The organism is Swingsia samuiensis (assembly GCF_006542355.1).
Classification (GTDB): Bacteria; Pseudomonadota; Alphaproteobacteria; order Acetobacterales; family Acetobacteraceae; genus Gluconobacter; species Gluconobacter samuiensis.
Window position 1 is genome coordinate 1,553,553 of record NZ_CP038141.1, and the last position, 20,591, is coordinate 1,574,143.

General features: G+C 45.7%; 30 protein-coding genes. 8 read left to right on the forward strand and 22 right to left on the reverse strand.

All coding sequences use genetic code 11. The features are described from left to right. Nucleotides 1–391: 391 nt before the first annotated feature. The 7 genes from E3D00_RS10585 (at nucleotide 392) to E3D00_RS10685 (ending at nucleotide 4,720) form a co-directional block, all read left to right on the forward strand. On the forward strand, nucleotides 392–676 hold the full coding sequence (locus E3D00_RS10585; protein ID WP_220093250.1) for a hypothetical protein: 285 nt from the start codon (nucleotides 392–394) through the stop codon (nucleotides 674–676). A 192-nt stretch (nucleotides 677–868) separates the two neighbouring features. Continuing rightward, complete coding sequence (locus E3D00_RS07245) at nucleotides 869–1,294, forward strand: hypothetical protein (protein WP_141461272.1); 426 nt, start codon at nucleotides 869–871, stop codon at nucleotides 1,292–1,294. Nucleotides 1,295–1,315: 21 nt separating this feature from the next. Beyond that, nucleotides 1,316–1,675: a PAAR domain-containing protein gene (locus E3D00_RS07250; RefSeq protein WP_141461274.1), complete on the forward strand. Its 360-nt coding sequence runs from the start codon at nucleotides 1,316–1,318 to the stop codon at nucleotides 1,673–1,675. A 16-nt stretch (nucleotides 1,676–1,691) separates the two neighbouring features. Further along, nucleotides 1,692–2,576 (forward strand): DUF4123 domain-containing protein, encoded by an 885-nt coding sequence (locus tag E3D00_RS07255; protein WP_141461276.1) that lies wholly within the window; start codon nucleotides 1,692–1,694, stop codon nucleotides 2,574–2,576. Continuing rightward, nucleotides 2,573–3,301, forward strand: coding sequence for a polymorphic toxin type 15 domain-containing protein (locus E3D00_RS07260; protein ID WP_141461278.1), 729 nt, complete (start codon nucleotides 2,573–2,575; stop codon nucleotides 3,299–3,301). Before E3D00_RS07255 ends, E3D00_RS07260 begins: the two co-directional genes overlap by 4 nt. A gap of 30 nt (nucleotides 3,302–3,331) precedes the next feature. Continuing rightward, nucleotides 3,332–4,027, forward strand: a complete 696-nt coding sequence (locus E3D00_RS07265) for a GAD-like domain-containing protein (RefSeq protein ID WP_141461280.1) — start codon at nucleotides 3,332–3,334, stop codon at nucleotides 4,025–4,027. A gap of 567 nt (nucleotides 4,028–4,594) precedes the next feature. Next, the gene (locus E3D00_RS10685; protein ID WP_281279638.1) at nucleotides 4,595–4,720 is read left to right on the forward strand and encodes a hypothetical protein; all 126 of its coding nucleotides are present in this window, start codon (nucleotides 4,595–4,597) and stop codon (nucleotides 4,718–4,720) included. A 177-nt stretch (nucleotides 4,721–4,897) separates the two neighbouring features. On the opposite strand, the gene E3D00_RS07270 is transcribed toward E3D00_RS10685, so the two are convergent. From E3D00_RS07270 to imm45, 19 genes are all read right to left on the reverse strand, one after another. After that, nucleotides 4,898–5,104: a hypothetical protein gene (locus tag E3D00_RS07270; RefSeq protein WP_141461282.1), complete on the reverse strand. Its 207-nt coding sequence runs from the start codon at nucleotides 5,102–5,104 to the stop codon at nucleotides 4,898–4,900. Further along, nucleotides 5,101–5,334 carry a hypothetical protein gene (locus E3D00_RS07275; protein ID WP_141461284.1) on the reverse strand — a complete coding sequence of 78 codons (234 nt, stop codon included), beginning with the start codon at nucleotides 5,332–5,334 and terminating at the stop codon, nucleotides 5,101–5,103. The genes E3D00_RS07270 and E3D00_RS07275 overlap by 4 nt, the downstream gene beginning before the upstream one ends. Continuing rightward, a complete protein-coding gene (locus E3D00_RS07280) occupies nucleotides 5,334–5,642 on the reverse strand; it encodes a hypothetical protein (RefSeq protein WP_141459541.1) in 309 nt (102 codons plus the stop codon). The genes E3D00_RS07275 and E3D00_RS07280 overlap by 1 nt, the downstream gene beginning before the upstream one ends. A gap of 102 nt (nucleotides 5,643–5,744) precedes the next feature. Beyond that, complete coding sequence (locus tag E3D00_RS07285; RefSeq protein WP_141461286.1) at nucleotides 5,745–5,966, reverse strand: hypothetical protein; 222 nt, start codon at nucleotides 5,964–5,966, stop codon at nucleotides 5,745–5,747. A gap of 41 nt (nucleotides 5,967–6,007) precedes the next feature. Next, nucleotides 6,008–6,502: a hypothetical protein gene (locus tag E3D00_RS07290; protein ID WP_141461287.1), complete on the reverse strand. Its 495-nt coding sequence runs from the start codon at nucleotides 6,500–6,502 to the stop codon at nucleotides 6,008–6,010. Then, nucleotides 6,502–6,792 carry a hypothetical protein gene (locus E3D00_RS07295; RefSeq protein WP_141461289.1) on the reverse strand — a complete coding sequence of 97 codons (291 nt, stop codon included), beginning with the start codon at nucleotides 6,790–6,792 and terminating at the stop codon, nucleotides 6,502–6,504. Before E3D00_RS07295 ends, E3D00_RS07290 begins: the two co-directional genes overlap by 1 nt. Nucleotides 6,793–6,857: 65 nt before the next feature. After that, nucleotides 6,858–9,533 (reverse strand): autotransporter outer membrane beta-barrel domain-containing protein, encoded by a 2,676-nt coding sequence (locus E3D00_RS07300; protein WP_141461291.1) that lies wholly within the window; start codon nucleotides 9,531–9,533, stop codon nucleotides 6,858–6,860. A gap of 3 nt (nucleotides 9,534–9,536) precedes the next feature. Next, nucleotides 9,537–10,148, reverse strand: coding sequence for a hypothetical protein (locus E3D00_RS07305; protein ID WP_141461293.1), 612 nt, complete (start codon nucleotides 10,146–10,148; stop codon nucleotides 9,537–9,539). 14 nt (nucleotides 10,149–10,162) lie between these two features. Continuing rightward, nucleotides 10,163–10,630: a hypothetical protein gene (locus tag E3D00_RS07310; RefSeq protein ID WP_141461295.1), complete on the reverse strand. Its 468-nt coding sequence runs from the start codon at nucleotides 10,628–10,630 to the stop codon at nucleotides 10,163–10,165. After that, nucleotides 10,620–11,072, reverse strand: coding sequence for a hypothetical protein (locus E3D00_RS07315; protein WP_141461297.1), 453 nt, complete (start codon nucleotides 11,070–11,072; stop codon nucleotides 10,620–10,622). The genes E3D00_RS07310 and E3D00_RS07315 overlap by 11 nt, the downstream gene beginning before the upstream one ends. Beyond that, on the reverse strand, nucleotides 11,072–12,223 hold the full coding sequence (locus tag E3D00_RS07320; protein ID WP_141461299.1) for a hypothetical protein: 1,152 nt from the start codon (nucleotides 12,221–12,223) through the stop codon (nucleotides 11,072–11,074). The genes E3D00_RS07315 and E3D00_RS07320 overlap by 1 nt, the downstream gene beginning before the upstream one ends. A gap of 9 nt (nucleotides 12,224–12,232) precedes the next feature. Continuing rightward, complete coding sequence (locus E3D00_RS07325; protein WP_141461301.1) at nucleotides 12,233–12,799, reverse strand: DUF2612 domain-containing protein; 567 nt, start codon at nucleotides 12,797–12,799, stop codon at nucleotides 12,233–12,235. Further along, complete coding sequence (locus tag E3D00_RS07330; RefSeq protein WP_141461303.1) at nucleotides 12,799–13,758, reverse strand: hypothetical protein; 960 nt, start codon at nucleotides 13,756–13,758, stop codon at nucleotides 12,799–12,801. Before E3D00_RS07330 ends, E3D00_RS07325 begins: the two co-directional genes overlap by 1 nt. Beyond that, nucleotides 13,745–14,098, reverse strand: coding sequence for a hypothetical protein (locus E3D00_RS07335; RefSeq protein ID WP_141461305.1), 354 nt, complete (start codon nucleotides 14,096–14,098; stop codon nucleotides 13,745–13,747). Before E3D00_RS07335 ends, E3D00_RS07330 begins: the two co-directional genes overlap by 14 nt. A 66-nt stretch (nucleotides 14,099–14,164) precedes the next feature. After that, complete coding sequence (locus E3D00_RS07340) at nucleotides 14,165–14,797, reverse strand: Gp138 family membrane-puncturing spike protein (RefSeq protein WP_141461307.1); 633 nt, start codon at nucleotides 14,795–14,797, stop codon at nucleotides 14,165–14,167. Then, the gene (locus E3D00_RS07345; protein WP_141461309.1) at nucleotides 14,794–15,849 is read right to left on the reverse strand and encodes a baseplate hub protein; all 1,056 of its coding nucleotides are present in this window, start codon (nucleotides 15,847–15,849) and stop codon (nucleotides 14,794–14,796) included. The genes E3D00_RS07340 and E3D00_RS07345 overlap by 4 nt, the downstream gene beginning before the upstream one ends. A 68-nt stretch (nucleotides 15,850–15,917) precedes the next feature. Further along, nucleotides 15,918–16,985: a helix-turn-helix domain-containing protein gene (locus E3D00_RS07350; protein ID WP_141461311.1), complete on the reverse strand. Its 1,068-nt coding sequence runs from the start codon at nucleotides 16,983–16,985 to the stop codon at nucleotides 15,918–15,920. Nucleotides 16,986–16,996: 11 nt separating this feature from the next. After that, nucleotides 16,997–17,653, reverse strand: a complete 657-nt coding sequence (locus E3D00_RS07355; protein ID WP_141461313.1) for a hypothetical protein — start codon at nucleotides 17,651–17,653, stop codon at nucleotides 16,997–16,999. A gap of 208 nt (nucleotides 17,654–17,861) precedes the next feature. Next, the gene (gene imm45, locus E3D00_RS07360; protein ID WP_141461315.1) at nucleotides 17,862–18,593 is read right to left on the reverse strand and encodes an Imm45 family immunity protein; all 732 of its coding nucleotides are present in this window, start codon (nucleotides 18,591–18,593) and stop codon (nucleotides 17,862–17,864) included. Between the two features lie 81 nt (nucleotides 18,594–18,674). On the opposite strand from imm45, the gene E3D00_RS07365 reads away from it, so the two are divergent. After that, complete coding sequence (locus E3D00_RS07365; protein ID WP_141461317.1) at nucleotides 18,675–18,977, forward strand: hypothetical protein; 303 nt, start codon at nucleotides 18,675–18,677, stop codon at nucleotides 18,975–18,977. Between the two features lie 5 nt (nucleotides 18,978–18,982). Here E3D00_RS07365 and E3D00_RS07370 read toward each other — a convergent pair whose 3' ends face one another. Genes E3D00_RS07370 through E3D00_RS07380 form a run of 3 tightly spaced genes read right to left on the reverse strand, consistent with a single transcriptional unit; the run spans nucleotide 18,983 to nucleotide 20,588 of the window. After that, nucleotides 18,983–19,489 carry a hypothetical protein gene (locus tag E3D00_RS07370; RefSeq protein WP_141461319.1) on the reverse strand — a complete coding sequence of 169 codons (507 nt, stop codon included), beginning with the start codon at nucleotides 19,487–19,489 and terminating at the stop codon, nucleotides 18,983–18,985. Next, a complete protein-coding gene (locus E3D00_RS07375) occupies nucleotides 19,486–19,788 on the reverse strand; it encodes a phage baseplate plug family protein (RefSeq protein WP_141461321.1) in 303 nt (100 codons plus the stop codon). Before E3D00_RS07375 ends, E3D00_RS07370 begins: the two co-directional genes overlap by 4 nt. 11 nt (nucleotides 19,789–19,799) lie before the next feature. After that, entirely contained in the window at nucleotides 19,800–20,588 is a 789-nt protein-coding gene (locus tag E3D00_RS07380; protein WP_141461323.1) for a phage baseplate protein, read from the reverse strand. Nucleotides 20,589–20,591: the final 3 nt, after the last annotated feature.

Genomic DNA, 20,591 nt, shown 5'->3' on the forward strand with positions numbered 1-20,591 from the left:
ATTCCGCCTGACTGGCCCAGTCGCGCTTAGGGGGCGGCTTTCGGAAAACTGGCACGGTTACGTCCAGCGTGTTTTATACGGAGCGCATGAATAAGCCCACAGTAAGCTACCAAAAAGGCCTAGTGTTCCAGGTGAATTAATAGCGCATGCGATATGGCTGTATCTTTAGTTTCTCTTTGAGCTTTCGTTTGATTGAAAAAGTGTTTTTAGAGTGTGGGATTATGATGTCGTATAAGACGATCCGTTGTTGGAGACTGAAAATTTGGTGCAGATTATACTTGCCATTTACGGCGCAAGGTAGTTAAACGTGGCGATCTATAACCTCTCGACGAAGTGAGGATAAAGCTTCATTGGCTGTGGCGTGTTGTAGACCAAGATGGTTATATCCTCGATGAAATCTTACAGAGCAGCAAAGCGGAAACTCCGCCTATCTGTTCGACATCTTTCTCATAAGGTACTGAATAATCGAGTGGAAAACAGTCATTTACTACTCCGAAAGCGTGAACGGGTGATGCAAAATTCAGATCGCCAAGCGGATGTCAGAGGTTCGTCTCCGTCTTTTCTACCGTCCGTAATCTTTTCGTTCCACCCGCTGCTAACCAACGCTTTCATACGACGCATTCATCGTATCCAAGCCTTTGCACAATGGAAGGTCGCAGCTTTTCTCGCTGCATGAATTAACCTTAAAAGCGCCTATCACGACCATCATAAGTTAACGTGACAGCACCCGGAAGCTCAATGTAAAATGGTGTCGTTTGTAACTCACTGGGGACGGGCTCATGTCCGTTATTTAACACGCTAAATTTAATGTGAAAACTTTACTTTTATTTCCTTTGAATAATAATTTAATTACTGGTAGAAATACGTTATGAAATATAAACTTCCTGATTTTACCCTTGATCTACCAGAGGGGAGTAAAGACTGTAGTATTTATGCATTTCTTTTAACATCCAGTAAAGGAAATACATTTAATGTAACCGTTAGGCGTCATTATCTTTCTGGAAATAGTGTTTTTACTAAATATATTAATGAAGATATTACTGCACGCATGACTAGTGGCGAAAATTATGATCTTGCATGGAAGAAAAAATATTATCATGAAGGAAGAGAAGGTATTATTACAGCTGGTACATTAAAGGGAGCTGATACGCAGCAAATTGATGAAAGACGACTTTATCTTTTTTCTGAAAAAATACTTTTTATTTTAACCGCATTTACTCAAGGGATTTTTACAACCGAACAACTCGATACTCTTAATCACTTTGTAAAAGGCTTTTCATTTGATAGATCATAACAATACACAGGAGAAATGAAAATGTCAGGTAAACCGGCAGCTCGATTAACAGACATGCATACTTGTCCTCAAACTGAAGGTCATATTCCGCATGTCGGTGGTCCTATCGTACAAGGTTCTCCAAATGTATTGATTAATGGTTGGCCGGCTGCTCGCGTTGGAGACAAACTTACATGCATCGGTCCATCCGATGAAATTATGGATGGTTCAACAACTGTTTTCATCAATGATAAACCGGCTGCCCGGATGGGGGATATGACAGTTCATGGAGGTGTAATTATTGCTGGTTGTTCAACCGTTTTAATAGGTGACACTGGAAAGGGTACCCCATGTCCTCGACAAGCATCTGCTATGAACGCTCCATTTTATGATCCATCATAATGAATAAATTATCATAATGAATAAATTAAAGAGACAAATCCAAAAAAAAATAGACGCATGGCCACATCGCCCTATCTTTATAGCAATGGATGGCGCTCAATTTGATAATCTTCCCAATCTGCTTAGAAAAAATAAGATCTTCTTTAAGTCTCTATTTCTTGATCGAAAGCCTGGTAGCGTAGGGCGCTCAGGACCATTTTTGGCAACTATTGCACCTCATCAAGGAGAGTTTTTTTTATCATTGCCAGATGTTTTAAACGGCTCAGTCTTTTGGAACGCGCAATGTAGTTTCGATACATTTTATCGCCATTTACGAACTCTCTCTTTAGTTCGCATTCCTTCACAGTCTGAAGAAAAATCAAAAACGAGAATGGTTGTTTTCAGACATTTTGATCCAAAAACAATAGCCCTCATATTGCCAATTATGACTCTACCTCAAAGAGCACGATTTTTTGGTCCTGCTCAATCTTTGTTAATTAGTGTGCCAGAAGGTGTGCTTGAAGCAAAGCGACGCTCAAATTGGCCTGAGCCAGAAAAAGGATTTTTGTCTTTCGATCAAGAAAAAATGAATCTCATTACTGACGCAATGAAACTTCGGTCACACCATAAAATTGCAAAGTTCTTACGAGATACAGCACCAGATCAGACAAAAGATATGAATGATGAAGCTCTTTTAAAATTTGTTGAGCGATCTGAAGAAGAAAGTAAAATATTTGAAGTGACGACAGAGGCAGGTAAAGGACGTTTTGCATGGTTACAGCTCATGTCTCATGAGAAGTTTTCAAAAGATCCAGCGATTATAACTTATATGAAATCTGTAAGGCATGACCCTGATTTAGGGCTTAAACATTTAATCTCTATGACGTCTAAAGTTCACATGGAAAAGAATAAACAATCATGAGTGGCGCATTATTGGGAGGATTAGCTGGGGTTGAGATTGGTGGAGAAACAGGAGCTCTAGCAGGTCCAATAGGGGCTGCGGTAGGAGCCGTTCTTGCAGGGATTGCGGGGCTTGCTTTAGGCTCTATTGATCCAAGTATATTTGCACATGTTAATAAAAAAGCAGATGAAGATTTAGAGCATAAAGAACCCTCTGGTCCATGTTATGATTGTGGGGACGGCCCTGATTGCTTTAAGCCTCCTAGTTCAGATCCGGACACTCTTAAAGAATTCAGACGGCAACTGAAAGGGCAAGAAAAGGGGATTAATGAAATGTCCCCTGATGAACTGCTTAATAATATTGATCGATATTCTGAACTTGGTCGAGACGCGGCTAATCCTGGTGAGAAGAAAATGCGCGAGGATTTTAGGAACCAGTGGTGGGAAGACTATTTTATTGAAGGACTGAATAAATTTGATAATAGGAATAAAGCAACGGAATATGCCGATGAGCAAATGAAAGAAAAAGCTGCGCTTCATAATCCAGATATGCGTGCAGGCGGAAGACCAATGCCGACAGATATGGGGTCTTCTAGAGTTAACTCTTCCATAGGTTCTCAATGGGGTAAAAAAGGACCATCAAGTACCTTTAAAAGATGGGAGCAATTGAAGAAGGCGGCAGAAAAAGCAAAAAAATTAGGCAAAAAGTTTATGGATGTTGACTTACTTGAATGTGAAGATTCATAAATGTAATTATCTAAAAAATGGAGAAGTGAAATGTCTGAAATAGATCCTCGCTCTGATATTCGTGAATTTATTCAAGAATATGGAGAGTTAAAGAATCAAAAAAAAGTATCCAACGAAATTTGCAATGAATATGAAGAAAAGTTGCCAAATGCACTGATACAGTTTTGGCGCGAATATGGAATTGGAACGTGGTTAGAAGGGAAATTTCAGTTTTGTATTCCTTCTGACTATGCAGATATTATTGATATTCTCTTTGAAGGAGACCCTGATATTCATCCCAAGAGAACTCATATTGTGGGTTTTTCAGCTTTTGGTGATCTACTTATTTGGAATGAAGACCTACAAAGTTGTGAGGTAAATTTACCTTTATCAACGATGAAGATACCCAAATGGAATTATAGCAAATTAGGAGTAAAAAACTATTTTTTAAAAGCTCCTATTTCTGGTTTAGTTTTTGATCGTTGGTATAATTATCCTACCGATAATAAAAATTACACTTCTTTATTTAAAGAGGCGTTAGATGTGATTGGAGAAATCACTTTAGGTGAATGTTATGGTTTCTTTCCTGCGTTAGCCCTTGGTGGCGCACCTGCTCTTAAGCATATTAAAAAAGTTGATGCTAAAGTTCATTTCAACATGTTAGCTCAAATGGGTCCTTTACGTATCCGTCGTTTAAATGAGCAAGAAGAGATTGAATTTTTCCGCTATGCAGGTGCAGAGCAATAAAATCCTTTAACAGGAAGGTAATTTCATAATATTCCTTCCTGTTAATTAACATTCCCACAATTTCTGAGCGATTTAGTGCTCTTCCTGACTTGAGGCATTGGCGTAAAGAGCGGTGGTGGACAACTGAACATGCCCTCATCGGTTTCTTCTGTACCTACTGCCGGAGCGCTCTTGCCTGGTCGTTCCAATCAGTCGTTCCCAGGACTGAGCCAAACAAGAATGGACAAAGAGGTCGATTCCCACAACCCGCTGGTAAAAGCGCCAACAGTGATGCGAAGGCTTAATGAATTTTAATTGAACCGGAGCCGAAAAGGAAAAAATACGTTTTGGTCATGCTTTTGAATTTTAGGTAAAGTATTTATAATTTAGGCTCGATATTATGTACCGTATTGATTTAATTTTATTACAAAGACTTGTTTCGAAGTTTCGAGGTGTCGTTCATTGGAACGGAAAGCCGATTCCTTATGGAATGAGACGGTGTTTTAGTAAGGCTTGTAAAAAAAAGCTGGTTTAAATTGGACGCCTATATCGCATCATATTAAGCATAGTGTTGCATCATGGTTCGCGATGGATCGGGTGCCTATTGATCAAGCGGCTGATTGGTTGGCAACAGATCCCGTTACATTGAGGCGTGTGTATCGCAAGTTTGATCCAAGTTATCTGAGGTCTATTGCGGATGATTTTGACCTGTAGTGGTTCAATTGAACCATAACGACTTATGTGGATAACTTAAAAAACGGCAGAAAACCTTGGTGGACCCGACGCAACTAGATAAAGTGTTTTAAATCAATAAGTTAGACTGTCAAACCATAAAAATCTATATATGGAAAAACAAGGCCTAAATTGAGGTAGTGTCAAACCGAAAAGATGTCATTGTATAGCTGAACAAGCCCTAACCTGATCGCGCAACCCAACATAATCACCCAGCCACCGCATCGTCTCCGGCTGTGGAGACTTCTGGATCTCGGACGCCAGACGGGCCTGATCGTCTTTCGTGTAATGCACCAACACGGGACAAGGCACATATTGAACTGATGTGCAGCTTGTGAGGGTAAGAGCGAGAATAATCCACTTCATGCGTTCCCATCCTTCAAGCGTGTTAAAAGAGCATCTTCTGTTGCAGGTTTATCCGCTTCAGCCTGAGCCATGGCTTGGGCTTTCTGCGTCATGACATCGGCGGCTTGTGCCTGCTGGCGGGATGACGCAACGGAGGCTTTGTTATTTCCTGCGCGATAGGAGAACGTCACCAGAAAGAGCAAAACACCGAGAGCGCAAAGGCCCTCGGCAAGATGAGCATAGCCCAACATTATTGAGCGTATCCTGTGACAGGTACAGACGAAGCCGGAGTTGAGACAGGCTTGCCTTTCAACGCAACCTTAATGTCATCAAGACCGTCTTCAATCTGGATTGCGCCACCTTCGACCTTGCTGATGCCCGCTAAAAGAGCATCCACGTCATAGCGCTCTTCTAAAAGAGGTGCGATATCATCGCCAAGACCTCCTACAATAGCGGCCGTTGCTTCCAGCTTGGCTTTCTGGGCAGGTTTAATCGCATTTCCTGCGGCATTTTCAATAATGGTGACAAGTTGTTTGGTAACGTCAGAGGCGGTTGCCATGGTGTGTTTTTCCCATAAAAAAAGCTCCTCAGAGGGAGCATTGAAAAGATCGTTCGGTCTGACAGCGCTGCCGCTGCCTCCTTCGGGGGTGTGAGGGTTCAGTCACGTCTTGCCGGCGTGTGGATCCACATCATCGGCATTGGTTGCGTGATTGCTGTTCATGGCGATTTGATTGATCAGAACGTAAAGAAAGAGCCATTTTGATCCATCTTTAGGCCGCGCCCAGAAACGAGCGATCAAAGCACAAGTGGAAATCAGAAAGGTCACAATCGCCAAGAGGTCCGCGCTATAGCGCGCAGGCAGAAAAGGGGCGATAGTGTGCATCAAAGAGACAGGATCCATAGTGGTCTCGTTTTAAAAAGGAGTTAGGCGAGGATTACCCGCTTAAAAGCAGGAATATTTCGCACAGGATCAGCCGCCCCAAGAGCGGAATTATACCAGCGCTTGTGATAGGCGGACATGCCAACAGCATCATCGGCGGCAGGGAGGGATTGAGGCGCAAGCCAGACTTTCACCGCACACATTCCAGCAGCATAAAGCGGGTTAGTGATCATCTGGGAGGATGCTGGCTCAACGCCATGCAGAAGCTGATGCAATCCGTAAGCAATGCGCGAGCGACATGGTGCAATCAATGAGTTCTTCCACAGATCATCATGCGTAAATGGCTCCATCTGCCAAAAGCCAAGAGCGGGACCGTCATTGAGTTGTTTCAGCCAGATGTAATTGCTCTCAACTAATCCAATCCCAGTGACTAGGTTGAGCCGTGCTGGCGATAGAAGCCCAAGAGTGGCAAGGGCAGGCTGAACCCATTCATATTTTACCTGTGCCAGATCAATCCCGCGTGCAGCAACACCTCCCATTACGGATGCACTCCCGCTTGGAGCGCGTGCCAGATGGCTGATCCTGCCGCACTTCCACCAATGGTCGTAGCGAAGGTAATCCACGTCCGCCATGTGCGGATTTTTCCTAGATCAGCCCGCGTGTCCAGAAGGTCTTGGCGTAACTCTTTAAACCCAACCGTAATGGCAGATTCAATATTATCTAAACGTTTCTCGCTTTGATCTTGTCGTATTTTTTGTTCAGCGAGCTTGAATTGGATATCTTGCATATCTATTGTTTGACGATATTGAAACTCTTGCGAATTGGGCATGGTTCTTTCCTTTGGGTATAAAAAAAGCCACCTGGAGGTGGCTGAGAGTGTGGGAGATAGGGAGACTATTTACACGGGGTATCACTGCGAAATAACAGGCCGTTCGCATCAAGGCAGGCGAAGGCGTTTCCGCTTCCTTTAAGCATTGTCGCTTTTAATCCATCGACCTTTGTGACCATGTAGTGCGATGCTTCTTTGCCGATATTTGTTAGATAAAGACTACCATCTGGATCGGCATAAATTCGTTGGTCTTGATTGTTGGAATCCGGCGTGGGACTGGAGAACTTCATATAATTCCCAGGCGTAGACAGAGTAATATTCCCGCCCGTATTGATATTTCCATCAATCGTTGCTTGATTAGGTATATATACCGTCCCCTTAAATACAGCGGCAGCATTAGCTGTAAACGCTCCAACTTGAAGGCCGCCATCTCCGCCAGCGGTGTCGCTTAACAAAAGATGATAGTTATCGGCCGCATGGAAGTAAGGGTGTCCCGCCCCATCTCCTGTCGTTGGAACAAATCCGACACCTTGACCAGTATTTACGAGAACATCTCCTCCGTTGGCTGAAAGGCTATAAGCATTTAACTGCGAATACCCTCCTGCTGTTGCTTTCACATCCATTGCGTTTGAAGATGAAGCTGTAATGAATGGGTGTCCTCCTTTATCGCCGGACATAGGAACAAGGCCAACGCCTTGACCATTCATGACCGTAACCCCGTAAGAGTTTATACTCGCATAACCGCCAGCAGATGTTTTTGCGTCAATCGTATCGGGTGCAGACGCCGCTATAAAGGGATGACCTTTTGTGTCTCCTGAAAATGGAATCATTCCAAATCCGTTTCCATTCATAACAGTTGCACCATTAGGGAGCCAAACCGAACCACCTTGTGAGATATATTCTCCATAAGCTGGATTTTGGAAACTTCCACCTGCGCCTAGTCCAAGGCCGTATTCATAACCGGGTGGATTATAAACAATTTGAGCGCCAACCGCTCCTTGCTCGGCTTGTGGATTGACGGTCGTATCCCAGCGCCATTGCAGATGAAGCGATACTTTGGATTGCGCTGCATCATTTGTCTCATTCGCAGCGGGTGCAGCGTCTCGATACTGAATGAGCCTCAACGTGGATGTGTTAATTCCGCCTTTCGCAAGTTCATTCCCCCATGATTGCAATACGCTTGTATCGCCTATATTCGCTCCTACTGCATAAGGGGTGTATATATTGGTTTGCGTGGTGCTACCATTCGACATGGCTTGGAAACCGGGAGAGCCTTCAAGTAGGTTACGGATATGATACCCTAAAGGAAGCGCACCGCCGCCAGAAACAGTAAAGGCGTAACTATCTTTCGTTAGTTTTCCGCCGCCACTATTATCAAAAACCATCGTATAGCCATGAATGGAATTTAGATAATCGGTAGGGTCACGGTTCCATAAATCGACCTCATGGTCGCACTCATGGACGAGGCTATAAACAGACCCATTCGGATTATTAAAATCTCCACCGGGCTTTTGAGGCTCAAGGTCACACAACTCATACTGAGGAAAAGCTTTGGTAAAAACGCCAAATAGGATGGCAGGACTGCTGATTTGGGTAAATACGGTATCCAGCGCAGGTTTCGACCCGTCTAGCGTGTCCTTGCCCGGAACTTTATTTCGATCATTCCCAAGATTATAATTGCCTTGTTGGAATATCACCCATCCATCAACAGAAACACTTGGTATGGTTCCATCCGGGTTTCTTTTCCAGCCAGTTATAGTCCCAAAGTAGGTGTTGAACGGGCGTCTATATCCATCTGTATCCCAATTATTTTGCCAGATACTTTGCTTTATTGTTCCAGTCGCTACGCCTAATTCGTTTGTTGCAACATTCATACCTGTATGCAGCATCGTCCCCCAATAAGCTGGAAGAGCAGGGGAGAATGAGGCTCCTCTTGCCGTAAACGTAACAGCATGACTTACCCCATCAGGGTCTTGAACAGATGCTGAAGCAACAAATTTTGGTGGGGTTGAGCCTGTTCTTGTGGCGCGAGCGGCGGCATCGTAATTCATGTAGCCCAGCATTGTATCAAATCCACCAGCGGAGACCCCCGTGCCTTGACCAGCCGACATACCATTCATAGCGACAAAATCAACAGCGGCTCCAAGATTTCCGCTGTCCGGTTGACCGAATATCCATTCGAACGCTTTTGCATAGGAACGCTGGCCGCCAAGCATCAATGCCCTTTCTATGGGGATGCCATCCGTTGCAGGGAGATTAATATCGTTGGTGTTTATTGTTCTGCGCGTAAAGAAGCTTCCAAGAGGGGATGGGCTTTCTTGACCAAAGTAAGTATTTGTTCCTGGAAAAGAACCGACGCGCAAAAAGTCGTTTGCGTCCATGTGCTGCGTATTAACGGGTGCTGTGACATTGCCGGATTTATCTAGCCCAGCCACCTTAGAACCAATATCGGCCTGTTGCACGGAATTGTCTGCATAGGTCGCAATATCGCCAAGATTAGGGGACCATGATGGGAAGCCCGATACGACGTTTTTGTTGGAGAGGCCGCCCGGTGCGAGCGTTGGACTTGCTTTTGTCGCAGGTTGTGAGTTTCCCATACGATCCATCAAGCCACTAGAATCTGCTTCATCTGAGTGCAGAGGATGTGCGATGTGGTTCGGAACAACCTCACCCGCATAGCTTGTAGAAGAAGCAAAGCAAAGGCAAAGCGCAGCGAAAAGGGAGTGGTGTTTTTTCATCATGGTTTATCCCGCTGAAATCATGACATATTGACCATTATTCCACAGCACCCCTGCGACGTGCGGGTCTTGGGTAGGAAGGTCGATGGATAAAAGCAAATGTCCGTCTGGACTGATTCCCATAACGGAAACGCCGCTCAGCATAAGGTGCTTATCAGCTGAAAGTGCGGCTATTCCATTGGCTGCGTCTTTTTGCGCATCCACAACACCCGAGACCGTAATGCTTGCTTTATTGACTTTATCAATAGCCTGATTGGCCGCATTTAACGATTGAGCGGCGGATTGAGCGGCATTTTGTTCACTGATGGAGGCAGCTTGCTTTGAATTATCCGCCTGTAGCGCTCGAGTTTTGACTGTATCGGATATATCATTCGCCTGAGCGATCACATTTGGAAGCCCCGCCTTATCAAGAGAGGCTTTGATCGATTGATCAAGATGATCGGTGAAGACGAGGTTTGAAGGCATCCCGGCAGCGACAAGGGCCTTAACGGTGGTGTTCTGAACGCCTCCGTTAAAAACACCGAGAACTAGGTCGGAATGACTGATTTTTTCAGTTGTCTCAAGGGCTGAAACAGATTTCCCGCCGGATGCAGCCGTCGCATTGAGTGTCCCTGACATAAGGAACTCCTGATTTATTGAGAGAGAAGGTCATGCCCCCGATCTGTCGTTAAGGGCGTACCGTCTGGAAGAGTGAGAATGTTGGGGGCAAGAAGCGTATCATCACCGGACAGTAAGGAGGGTTGAGGAGAGATATGAATATGGACAAAAGCCGTTAAAGATCGCCCCCCGCTGGTGAGGGCGGTCACTTCAACCATCTGTTTTCCTTTAGCCGTCCATGTAATCCACGCGGCAGCAGTTTTAAGGCCAAAGGTAGGCTTTCCACTCCATCCCAGAACACCTCCTGCGAGAGAAAAAGCGACCTTAACAAGCGTTTCATCGCAACACAGATGATCTGAAAAATCGACGTGATAATCGGCCCCACTTCCAAGCGTTGCGGTCGGCCAAAAGAGATCGACTTTTGCATCCAGTCCACGAATACGAAAAGACGGCTGAGGCGTGATACGAACCGTGCGGGGGCGAGCGCATCCTTTACGCGTCATCGGTCGGAGCCTTGGGGAGTTCTTGTGATCGTTTGTCTGCGCCAGAAGCAATCGCCATTAAAGTCGTTTGGTAATCAATCCATGTTTGGGGAATTGGCTTACCTAAAAGCATATAGCGCTTAATGAGTTGGCTCTGCGTGTTTTCTAGTGCCGATTTTGCCTGTAATGCCAAGGGCGGCTGATACACAAAATCGGTGATGGCTCCATCGATCACGGCCATCGTCCGCAGAATTGGCCCCTTCCACCGATCTGCCCACTGGGCGTCCGTTAAGGGAAAGAGTTTTGCTTCATCTGGGACGTTCTGTAGAGAGGACAGTTCGCCTAAATCATACCAAGCCGCAGGTCGATCATAGGTGGCGTAGTAACGGGTGTTCCATGTTCTCTTGCCATCCGTGTAAGCTGCTTTTTGCGGTTCAGGGCTATCTGATTGCGACAAAGGCATTATTTATTCCCTATGGCTAAGATGGAGCAATTAAGCCCATTCGGCGCGTCAATCGTGCGGACATTGCAGCCCGAAGCCGTCCAGTTATAGGTGGAGGTATCGTTATCCAAATCACCAATGGATGCGACGAGGATGATATCCGGCGTGGATGAAAAAACACTCGGGAAGGTGACGTGAGCACGATCAAAGATAACGCCCGTTTGGAAAAAGACCATTTTCTTGGACTGATCCATGGGCAGCATCTGATTGATGAGTGCTCTCACCCACCAGCATGTGGGGACATTGTTCCCGTTATCGCTCAGTAACGGCGTGTTATTTTGGTTAAGCTGCCCTTGAATGGCGATGGGAGCATTGGGTGTCTGAGGAAGAATATGATCCGTATAGAGCCCGTTTGAGGGTACAATATGCAGATCCCCCGTCATTGTGTCTCCACTCTTAGAGACGCGACTGTTCGCATTAGCGTTGGCTTGATTAATCCCGTCTCGTAAAGCGGTATCGGCTCCTGAGCGGATATTGGCTTCATTATCCAGCTTGGCTTGGAGGTCTGCTCGCACTTCATCATCGCGTGCGCCAACCCAATATGTGGTTGGCACATTATTTCCGCGATCAGAAGCGATAGGGGTGTTATTTTGGATCAACTGCCCCTGAACGGCAATTGGCATTCCAGGCGTTTGAGGAAGAAGGTAATTGGTATAAACGCCGCGTCCATCGACAATATGCAGATCGCCGCTCAGCGTTCCTCCGTTTAAGCTCAGGAACCCCGCAAAGAGATTAACCCAAGCATCAGATTGTCCCGGAGTGGTGCTGTTATTATCGCGCGTTGAAGTCCAGTAGGTTCCATTCGAAAAAACCGTTGCTCCATTGGGATATCCTCCAATCGCATTCGCAAAGTCGGCGTCGTAAGGGAGGATTCCATAGGCGGTATGGGCGCGGATTAAGGCTGTTGTTGCATTTAATACCCCGTTAAAGTCCCGTCCATCAGGTGGTGAGCCTCCCGCCGATGTCGGCGTGAAGGTCAGGGAAGGGAAACCAATAGACCAAGACGCAGCGGCATCATCGGTAGAGGTGACAGGGATATTGCGCTTGAAATTATCACTCGCATTTTGAGCAAAAGGCACCACAATTCTGGCAGGGATATCAGATTGTCGCATTGTAGCACCTTATGATGATGTGAATTTGTAGGTGTAAGTCACCCCACTGGGGCGAGGGAGAACAGATGAAGCAATAATCGCTTCATCCACTGGATCAGGCGTAAAATCGAACACGAAGGTCATGCTCATATCTTGATGATCGACGACGTAGCATCGCCCTTTTGCGCCAAAGAGCAGCATCAAGATGGCATTGATGGAGGTGATGGAACTGTCAGTGATATTGGCCGAGGCCTTGGCAAAAATCAGGCGTCTGTAGGCGTCATCTGAAAGGCGATAGTTCGACGAAAGGGCGTTCCCGTTATAAAACACACCTTCTCCAAAAGTCTTGGAGTTCGGCAGTCCTTGCTTGAAACCGAAATACCCGCTTTTCGCGAGTTTCAGCGTTCGATTGACGCCAACAATGCGTCCCCAGACGTCTAATCCCCAGCCTGTTGCAGTTTTGGGGTTCCAGACATTTAAAAACCAGTCATCCAGAACTTTGTGTGGGTCAATCGCATCGTTAAACGCTTGCAGGATCGCCACAAGGCGTTTGCTGTTCGCGTATTGGTAGTGGAAGGTATCGAGGATATTATCCATTAGACCAGCTTTACACTGATGTTTTCATCCGAGAGGGTCGGGTTCTGGTTGAGGTTCAGATCTACCCTGATCCCGGTTGGATTAGGGGCCGTGCCAATGGTGATTTCTTCCACCTGCGCCCAGTCGCCCAAATTGCTCACAGAGGAATAATAGCGGCCAGCAATGATGGATGAGGCAATGCGCGGGCGAGGGATATTACTATTCCCCTGAAAAGCCGATTTAATGGCATTTTTAACGAGCATTTCAACGGAGGACGGAACCGAAGGCGCGTTAATGATCTGCACGGAAAAAAAGATCGGCGTATCCACGGCAGGGTCATATTTGACCGTGTAAGTCGGGCCGTTGCCATTATAGACAGGGGCGGGGTCTTGTATCGTCACTACATTAGAGCCCGTAAACCCACATCCGGGCGGCTTCTTTTGGATAATCGCCAAAGCAATATCAGAAGGGTTTCCACCCGAAACGCAGCAATAGATTGAATTGGGCGCAAGTGAAACGCCGCGTGTGGTTACGGGAACATTGGACGGATTGTCGATAACGTAAGCGTCATTCACGCCTTGCAGGGAGAGGAGTTTCCCTAAGATTGCGCCATTTTGTCCCACACTGTTATTGGCGACACTATTGGCCCGACGCACTTCAAAATCAGCACGCCCTTCATTGGGGTTGCGCGTGAGGAAGTAAATATATCCAATCGCATCCTGCATCCGCCCCGAAGCCGTGCGGGGGTCAATTCCGTTGATCAGGCTTAATAAAACGTCGTTACAGCGCCCAATGATCGCGGTCATGGTATTGGCAAGCTGGCTTTGAGGCGTGCCATTGCTTGCGCCAATATTGCCGCCAAGGGCTGCGTTTAAATCTGCTTTAACCCCATCACGGATATTCGGCTCGGAAGGGGAGACATAGCCACTCTCTGTCAAGCGAGAGGTCGGAACAGAAGTCGTATAATTAGAAGTCGACATTCGCTGTTTCGCCTGTTTTTAACTTTACGAGGATTGTGCCGCCAAGGCTTCGATCCGCCCTTGGACCGACGAGAAGGCATTGAGCGCTTTGAACGCCATCGACAGAGGCCGCAGCCTGTTCAATTTGATTTTTGAGCGTGGCAACCGGAAAGCCCCCCGGAGCACTCATTTGCTGGTAAGAAATACCAAGGCTTGTGTCGTAGAAATGATCTCCAAGCCAGCACCGTGCGGCACAAGCCACCGCTTGAAGGGTGGCGTAAGGCTCATCACACAGGGCAAGATTGCCGTTCGCATCAACGACAAGGTCCCACGTTGATCGATCAAGCAGGAGAGAGCGCATAAAGAGCCGAGCAGATTTTTTGGGAATATAGCAAATCTATATAAAAGATTGCCGACAAGTACAAGCTTATTCTGGCTCTTGGGTGTCACTATTTCCAGACTGAACGCCCGGATGTTTGTGTTGCTTCAGCGAAATGCCGCCGGCTTTAACGTCCCCAGAGGCTTTAATATCGCCCTGAACGGTCAAATCGCATTGAATGGATGCCGATTGAGCTTGGATTTCAACCGTTCCTGTTGTGACCAGACGAACGCCATTTTGGGTGATTTGCAGATAGTGCTTGGGGTCTTTCCCCAAGAAGCCACCCACATAGACCGAATCAGATAAAGAGTGGCTGCGAAGCGTTGGTGGAGAGGCGGGTTTGCGTTGCTCGACGGCTTCACTTTGGTCGCGCCCGGAAACGATGATGTATCCAATATCTCCCACAGCGGGGTCAATCACGACCGCACATTCTCCGCCATGAATACGCATGTAAGGGATGCCATAGATCGTATCGTGTGGAATAGCGGTTCCGTCTGTGGTGCGTTGGTGAACCATAGGCTGCACGTCCACCTTGCCAACAATGCCATCCCCTGGGTGAACGGCCTTTACCGTGACGAGCGTGTTGCTTCCGATATTGGCGATGTGACGCGCAATCGCGGCATCCAGCGCACTGTTAACGGTGTTGGTGTCCGAGGTGCGTAAGGTCGTTGATGGGGTCATGATTTATATTCCTGTGCGACTTGGTTTAAGGCGTAGTCCGTGCGTTGGGCTGTGACGTAGGTGAACCAGGGGCCATTTGGTGTTTCGCATGAGAGGTCATGCGTGATGAAGGTCGGGTTCCAAAGGCCGTTGACGGGCATGGGCGTAATGCTTTGCCCCATCTGGTTATTCACCCATCCAGCGGGGAGATAAGTGCTGTCGATCTTAACAGGGACATTGAACTGGATGGTGGGCTTAAAGAGCGTGGTGAAATGAATACCTTGCTGATTGTAAGACGGATACCCAATCAACCCGGTATGTTTGCTGATTGTAACAGTCGTGGCATCCTTATTGACGCTGCGTGAGGCTGCCCAGACATGAAGATTTCCGTTCGTATCAAAGTGATAGGTTGCACCAATGGCTCGGGCTAATTCATCAATCTGATCGATCAGGTTGCCGCCTTTGTAGAAATTGGTAATCGTCGTTTTACTTGTGAGCCCATGATTAACGAAAATGCCTGAGATTTTAGGGCGGCCATCATCTTTATTTGCAAGGCGTGAAAACCGTTCGGCTAAGTCCGAAAAGATGGTGGTAACAGGAACCTTGCCTTGATAACTGACGGGGGAGACAATCTCGGTCTTAGCTAAGCCCACGTCATACGCGAGGATCTGAAAAGCCACATCGGGTGCACCAGCAAAATCGGCGTAGGCTTCGGCAATAATGCCTCGGAAAATAGTGCTCAAGCCATGCTCATCATCACCCGCTTGGACAATCACACTGGCATTGGAGGCGCGGATCGTGTTTTGATTGTCCTTGCTCGTCATGCCCTGAACGACCGACAGGCGGTTCATAGTCGCCAAAGGCAGCCCCTCAATTCGCAAAGAAGCCTGTGAGCCATAAAGCATTGTCCCGCCTGTAATCGTGGCACGAATACGATATCCTGAGATCGTCAGTTCATCACTGTGCCCGCTTGGCCCCAAAGAGCCGTCAGGAATATAAAACGTGATCGCAATGCGCTTTTTGGTGAAGCTCATTTCCGGCCGAAAGCCGACAACGTGAATATTTTCTTCCATGGGAGTTCTCAATAAAAAAGCCACCCGGTGAGGGGTGGCTTGGTGTTAAGCGTTTTTGACTAAAAAAATTATTTGACCAAAGACAGATTTTTGGATTCGTTCGACAACTTGCCTTTGTGTTCTAGGAATTGAATCAACCCTTCCAGTTCTTCTAAGGGCCAATTAAGATCCTGTGCAATTTCATGCTTGCTTATTTTATTGCGCCAAAGGCTTTGTAAAACTTTTATCCAAATGGTTGAGGTTTCTCTTCGTACCCCAATTGGCTCATCTGTCCGATATCCTCGTCGACCAAGTTCAATACAGATTGATTTATACTGCCATGGGGTCAACATACCCAAAGTATGTAAGCGATAAGCTAGTGCCATTGCAGAAACACGCCAACGCAATTTGGCTTTTAGGATTACGTCTACTGTAATCGGATAACCAATACGAGATTTGATATCATTTTCAGGCATAAGAAAGGCCGACGCAAAAGCATTCGCTTCTTTTTCAGCGTTCTTTATGTCACGTATATTGTCTTGCTTGTGCAGAACGAGATGCCCAAGCTCATGCGCTGTATCGAATATACTGCTTTCTGCAGTTTTAAAATTATTTAAAAAAACAAAAGGTTTGTTATCTCGCCAAAATGAAAACGCATTGACGGAAGATGTATCTTCAGAAAGCGAAAAAACCCGGATGCCATGAGTTTCTAATAATCCTATTAAGTTACCTATAGCGCTCTCACCGATACCCCAAGCCTGACGAACTAGATATGCAGCAATAGCAGGGCTACTTTCATGATTAAGATCAGGTATATCAACATTAGGGAGAGAAAAACGCGTTTCAACCCAATCCATGAGACTTAAAGCGAGTTGGCCTGCACCTTCAGCAGCCTGACGTTCTTTCGCACTCATTTTGGAAAAGCTGCGGAAACTTATAGAATCACTATTTAGATCCTCAGGGTCGTCCATATAAAAGAAGTTTCTAGGATATCCTAAGACACTGGCAATATTATTAATTGTGTTCGGGTCAGGTTCGTGCTGGCCTTTTTCTAGGCGTGCGATAGTATCAGTCGCTAAGCGTGCTTGTTCCGCCAAACTACGAGCAGTTAAACGCTTTCTTTGTCGTGCTAGGGTTAGTCTCTTAGGATTAAACATTGTAACCGGTGTTATTTTTTGATGATTTGTGGATCAAAGTCATAAAGAATATCTCCTTCGAGATTCATCTTCGTTTCAGTGCTAGAGTTACAGTTCCCTAAGAAATTACGTTCTTTATAGCTGGAAAATGTTTTGTTTGACACAATAGGACGCGATAATTCCATATTCCCTTTGTCATCTAGTAATAAGTAGTAAGTGGTAAAAATATCTTTCTTATCTGTATCTTCTGACTTTGTATAAGTTGGAAGATCAGAGAATAAGCTATTATTTAGAGAACGCTCAGTTGCGGGGCCTTTTTTAGAGAGAGGTTTAGGTAGCACATCTTTTCGACAGCAAACATCAACCGTAGAGTATGCAACTCTTATTTTCTTTGCTTTATTTTCAATATATTCAATACCTTTGCTAAAAGATGGTTCCCATTTTTCACCTACGAGTAAGTAACGCACTTGAAAAATCGCTGCCTGAAAAAGAAAAGTTCCTTTTGCAGTCTTTGCATGAAGGGGCGTAGCATCTGTTCTGGCATGCAAAGCTCTATGTCCAGCCAATAAAAACTGATTTCGGCTGGCATCAATAGACTCTAGGAAAAGATCGACCTCCTCTTCCTCGCTACGAAGAGTAGACTTTTCCCAATCTTGGGATGTTACTGTATTTTTTCTGTATGCGTTCACGATAAATAATCCAATGTCGGTTTTTCTTACCTACAAGTAGGTCAAAAAAACCGACAAGGTCAAGTGTTAAGCGTGGTGAAGTGTTTTTCGAGGCGATCGAAAGACGGGCGTTTTGAGTGTCTCTCGCCCAAGAAAGGTACCTCTATGACGGAGGTACCTTTACTAAGTACAGGATGGCGTTCTATTTTTTAGAGAAACGCTTACCTAATCAAGAAAGATTATATCTCTTTGTGTAGTAAACGTTTTGAATATCGGCTTCAGGATATACCCATTTTTCCCAATTTTCTAACATCCAGTTTTTACTGAGTTTCTCATTTTCGTCTAAGCATTCATTAGGAAGAAAAACGAGAATATGGCCCGACTTTACACCTGAACTTACGACAAGGGCATATTTTCTATCTTTAGATGAGGATGGGATTTCACTGATTATGAAATCTACTTTTTCTTCGTACGGCCATTCAGCATCCAATCGAAAAACACCTCCAAAGTCTAGGAAATCTTCTTCATAATCGGCTAATTTTATGAAATTATTATTATCTTCTGGATTTATATGATAACTTTCAAACTCAATGTCGCTTCTGATGTAATTTTCTATTTGATAATAATCTTTATATAAAACGTCTTTAACGTCACAGTCACAAACGTACTTTTCCCAATTCTTTAAAAGCCATTGTTTATTAATCATCCGGGTGCCTTCATCAAGGCACTCATTAGGAAGATTAACTAAAATTCTTCCTGCTTCAGGCCCAGTCCTTATCAACAAGCCCATATAAGTTGGGTCGCCAGTACCATTAAATAAAATCATAAATTCTACTGGTTCTTCTTGAGTTTCTTTTCTATTAATTTGAAAAACTCCACCCCTTGAAAAATATGGCTGTTTAAAATCTTTAAGTTTTACAAATTTACTTTTCATTGTGGGGTAGTGTGCGATAAATGCCATTTATTTCACCAGTAAATTAATGAGTGCTAAGAGTTTTTTAGTCTTTATACTGTGTTCGTATATTAGGAAAATATGAAGATAATGTCGATATTTGGAAGCCGATTACTCCCCATTTTGTTTATATTGGGCTTGTCTCTGTCCTCCGCCCACGCTGAGTGCGAGTGGAAGTGGGACTGCTCGGGCGGTCAGTGCCGTCAGGTTCCGTTGTGCGATAACTCGATTGACTTACCGCCTGTAAGACCGCCAGAGGTGGCACCAATTGCTCCGCCATCCATTGAGCCGATCAACCTGCCGACTGTTCCGCCTGTTGGTACAAGTAAGTGCCACATGGCGAATATCTGCGACGGGAGTGGGGATTGCCATTGGCAGCAGGTGTGTCAGTAAGGATTTTAACGACCTCCCAATACTAAAAATAAAATGGCGACAATAAGAGTAAGTAATGGCGTTATACACCAAATGACCCATGCGACCCGCATGGTTCGTTGGTCTTTAATCCCAGCGGCATTGTTGATTGTATCTATTTCGTCGGCATATTCGGAATATAAATTAAGAAATTCAAGTTCAGTTTTGTTTTCCATTGAGTCTGTGATGCCTTTTAATCCCCCTGGCGCTAGGGATAAATTATATATTTTTGTGGAATAAAGAACCTTGGCGCATAAGAGAGATGCCGCAGTGAAGCCGATGGCAGCGCACCATGCTTCGACATTTTTGTCTGTTGATTGAGTTACAATCACGGCAACTGAAGCAGTGGCGAGAGTAATTGACCATCCAAGAAGAGATGTTGCGCGGGATTTCGTACGGTCGAGCGAAGCTTTAAAATTCTCATGTGCTTTTTCCGCTTGCCGAACTCTTTCGCGTGCCAGCCATAACTCGAAATCATTATTTTCTCGGGTCACTGTTTTTCTCCTGCTGCGATGAAAACAAGAATAAATCGACTGCCTAAGCCATCATAACGGGGATCATCATTGCCAAGCGTGTCGATAAAGAGAAGATCGCCACCGATGCCGAGATAGGAAGCGTGAATAATGGGGTTTTTATTCTGACAGAGCGCGCCTGACACGATCATTGCACTATTGCGCCAGAGATTGAGGTAAAGTCCTGTCGAGCGCTGGTAGAGGTCAAGCCGATAGGATTGTTGGTTGAGAACCACATTCATCGTTTGCGATGGGGTCGGGATGAGAGGGATTTGGATCATACGTTCCTCCCTTAAAAGGCGTTTCTGATGGTGGAGGGAGGTTCGATAGTCTGGACAGATCCACGCTGAACCGTATCGGCACCTGCAGGTTCTTTGGTGTTTTTATATTCCGCCGTTGCCGTTTGTCGGATTTCCTGAATGGCGATTTCAGCCACAATCATGGTGATGCCGCTGCGGCTATCGCGCCGGAAACGATAGCCCGTAATATTGGCGTTCTCGTAGGTCTTTTCTGGCGTCACCACCTGATACAGTTCTGTATTCTTTGACAGCGCATCAAGCGTATCGAGAAAAGACTTCCGAACAGAGATCCCTTGGTCAAACCGCCCTCCACCAAGAACGGACATAACGCCGTTAAGAATATCATCAGATCCAAGAATGCTTGTGCCTTGGGAGGTGAGGCTTTTAAGGCGCTGCAGAATACTATCATCGCCCGTTTCCGTGCCATCACACACCATTTCGATGACAGCATTATAGGGCTGTGCGATCTTATTATACGCTGTAAAAGCCCCGTTTTCTAATGGCGCTGTTGCGACGGAGTGTTGAGAGCCAAAATCCACAGAAGCAACATGCCCTGACGAGAGAACTTTTCGCACACCATCCGTGTTCCCGATGCGTTGCTTGGCAAAGATGCCCCAATGTTGAGAGGCTTGATGAACAAGCCAGTTCTCAAGCACTTTGCCCGCTGTGGTTGAGACGGAAGCGCGGACGCCTTGCTCGATAGATTGACCCAACACAGCCGGAACACCGACAGCAACAGGCACGTCCCATACGTCAGGGAGTGGAATGACAGGAAAGGGCATAAT